The following is a 3,008-nucleotide window of genomic DNA, read 5'->3' on the forward strand; positions in this document are numbered from 1 at the left end:
CCATGATGCCGTCGCGGAAGCCCGGGAAGTTCTCCACCTCGGTGGTGTTCATCAGCGCGCCGCCGGCCGTGACCGAGCCCTCGAACACCAGGGGCGCGAGGTTCGCGCGCGCGGCGTACACCGCGGCGGTGTAGCCCGACGGCCCGGACCCGATGACGATGACGTTGCGGGGCTCCCCGGCGGCGGGGGTGGCGGTGGCTGTCTGGTCGGTCATGGGGGTCGAGGCTCCTGAGGTCGGTACGGCGGAGGCCGGTGCCCTCGCCACAGTCGTCAACCGATCGTAGGCGAGAGGGATTCCCGGCCGGCCGTCACGGGCGGGCCAGGCGCAGCGCGTCGAGCCGCTCGCCCGTGCCGCAGGCCCGCACCACGACGTCGACGCTCCCGTCGGCCCCCGGGGGGACGGTGACGTCGATGCGGGCGGGAGTGCCGCCGTACGTCGTGAGGACACCGACCGCGTCCGGTCCGGGGTCGCCGCAGCCCGCGGACGTCGTGCGAGCGGGTGCCGCGGCCGCAGCCGCCAGGAGGTCGGCCACCTGGGGTCCGAGGTCGGCGCCGGGGTCGAGCGCCGCGCCGGGGGGAGGGGCGAGGACCTGGCCCGCGTACGGCGCGAGCGTGTCCACCGCGGTGACCGCGCTGTCCTGTGCGTCGGCCTCGGGGACCTGCGCTGGACCGGCGGAGTCGGGCGTGGCGTCCTCCTCGGCGGACGCGTCCTGCGGCGCCGACTCGGCGACGCCGGCCGAGTCGGACTCGTTCCCCGAGCCCCCGAGCCGCGGCACCACCGTGCCCCCCACCCCGACGACCACGACGGCCGCGGCGGCGACGAGCAGGCCCCGGGCCACGCGGCGCCGGCGGCGGGCCGCGGCGAGGTCGACGAGCTCGGGGGCGGGTTCGGCACGGGGGTCGGGCGAGCTGCCCGGGTCGGAGGCCGCAGCCCGCTCCGCGGCGAGGCCGGGGAGGACGTCGTCGAGGCGGGCGGCGACGTCGGCCGGCATCGGCGAGCGCTCGGCGGCGGCGCGCAGCAGCCCCCGCACGCGCGCCTCGGTGGCGGGATCGAGCGGCGCGTCGGCGTCGGGCTCGGTCGGGTCGGTCATGTCACCTCCTCGGCGGTCGTGGGTGGGTCGTCGCGGGGACCCGGGGGCGCTGCGGGGCCCGGACGGGCTCAGGGCGCGTCCGCCGGCGGCCCGCGCGTCGTGCGCGGGGATGGGACGCCGGAGGGCGCAGGACGGTTCCGTGGCGGCGCGGGGGGCTGCTCCGCGGCCGGTACGGCGACGAGGTCGGCGAGCAGCGCCGCCAGGCGGGCCCGTCCGCGGGAGCACCGCGACTTCACGGTGCCGACCGCGCAGTCGAGCACCGCGGCGGCCTCGGCGACGCCGTACCCCTCCATGTCGACCAGCACCAGCGCGGCCCGCTGCTCCGGCGGCAGGGTGGCCAGCGCCGCGAGCACGCGCTCGCGGGTCTCGGCGTCGGTGGCGGCCCGCTCGGGGTCGGTCGCCGGCACCGGGGCACCCACCACCGCCCCGCGGGACGCCTGCTCGTCGAGGTCGTCGGGCAGCGGGTCGGCCGCCCGCACCTTGCGGGCCCGCAGCCGGTCGAGGCAGGCGTTGACGACGACGCGGTGCAGCCACGTCGTGACCGCGGAGTCGCCACGGAAGGTCCCTGCGCGCCGGTACGCCGCCACGAGGCCGTCCTGCAGCCCGTCGGAGGCGTCCTCGGGGTTGCCGGTCGTGCGGAGCGCCACCGCCCACAGCCGGTCGCGGTGGCGGGCGAGGAGCAGGCCGAACGCGTCGGGGTCACCCGCGACGTGGGCGCGCAGGAGGGCGTGGTCGTCGGGGCCCTCCGGGCTGCCGCTCACCCGAGGACCCGCACCTCGGCGACCTCGGCCCGGAACCCGCCCTCGACGGGCGGCAGGGCGGTGAACCACAGGGTCAGGTAGCGGCCGGAGCCGTCCTCGACCGCGACCGACGCCTGCTGCGGGAGGTCGGCGCCGGTGGCGACGGGCTCGAGACCGTCGACGTCGTCCACCGCCTCCTCGCCCAGGTAGACCGACACCGCGGCACCCGTGCCGGCGAGGTCGAGCTGCACCTCGCGGACGTCACGGCTCTCGCCGAGGTCGACCTGCAGGCCGACGCCGGTCTTGAGGCCGTCGGGGCCGAGCTGCTGGAAGTACCGCTCGCTGGTCCACGAGGTGGCGGGGTCACCGTCGAGCGCCTCGGCGACCTGGCCCTCCCGCTCCTCGCCGTCGCCCTCGGGGTCGATCGACGTCGCCGTGAGACCGGTCAACGGCTCGGGCGCGGCGGACGGCGTGCTCGACGACGACCCCGACGAGGCGTCGTCGGAGCCGTTGCCCCCGTCGTCGGAGCGGCCGACGAACTGGTAGACGACCGCCACCACGAGGAGCAGCGCGACCAGGGCGCCGAGGAAGCCGGCCAGCTGCAGCCACGAGCGGCCGGGCGCGGTGCGCTTGCGGGCGCCGGGGTCGCGCACGGGGTGCGGCAGCACGGCGCCGGTCGTGTGCCCGGTCGCCCAGGGCCAGAACTCCTCGGAGACGGGCGCGGGGCTCGCCTCCTGGGCGCGCCGACGGGCCTCGACCTGCTCGGGGGTCTCCGGCGCGAAGAGCGGGCGCTCGGGGTGGGGCTCGAAGTCGGGCGGGGGCGGCGGCGGCTCGGCGCGCTTCGCCAGCCAGGACACGTCGCCCGACTCCCCCTCGTCGCCCTCGTGGAAGATCGGGACGCCCGCCTGCGTGGGCACGTCGAGGGACTGCGCCGCGCGCACGTGCGGCCGACCCGCGGGGCGCTCCTCGGCCGGCGGGGCGGTCGGAGTGGCCGTCACCGCGGCCCGCTCGGCCGTCGAGGTGAGGGGCCCGTCGTGCTCCCTGTCGTGCTGCGCGGTCACCGTGGGCGCCGGCGCCGGGGGTACGGCGGGGGTCGCGCTCGTCGTGCCGCTCACGGCGGAGGAGGCCAGCCCCGGCCGCGCGTCCGCGACCCGGGCGGCGGCCGCAGCGGGGGCGG

The 3,008-nt window shown here is 78.8% G+C and carries 3 protein-coding genes and 1 pseudogene; all 4 read right to left on the reverse strand.

Features of this window, described 5'->3' with window-relative positions; all coding sequences use genetic code 11:
• Window positions 1-214 (reverse strand): NAD(P)-binding protein (locus tag KK617_RS18525; RefSeq protein WP_277501663.1); only part of this gene is annotated, 214 nt, incomplete at its 3' end.
• A 94-nt stretch (window positions 215-308) separates the two neighbouring features.
• On the reverse strand, window positions 309-1,091 hold the full coding sequence (locus tag KK617_RS18530) for a hypothetical protein (RefSeq protein WP_277501664.1): 783 nt from the start codon (window positions 1,089-1,091) through the stop codon (window positions 309-311).
• 68 nt (window positions 1,092-1,159) lie between these two features.
• Window positions 1,160-1,852: an RNA polymerase sigma factor SigM gene (gene sigM / locus KK617_RS18535; RefSeq protein ID WP_277501665.1), complete on the reverse strand. Its 693-nt coding sequence runs from the start codon at window positions 1,850-1,852 to the stop codon at window positions 1,160-1,162.
• Window positions 1,849-3,008, reverse strand: a pseudogene (locus tag KK617_RS18540) (hypothetical protein); the annotation flags it as partial. The pseudogene KK617_RS18540 and the gene sigM, both read right to left, overlap by 4 nt.

Origin of the sequence: Nocardioides sp. ChNu-99 (genome assembly GCF_029493445.1) — a bacterium.
Lineage (GTDB): Bacteria > Actinomycetota > Actinomycetes > Propionibacteriales > Nocardioidaceae > Nocardioides.

Bases quoted from the DNA above. Each gene is read 5' to 3' on its own strand.
- KK617_RS18530 (WP_277501664.1), bottom strand. From the start codon at position 1,091: ATGACCGACCCGACCGAGCCCGACGCCGACGCGCCGCTCGATCCCGCC.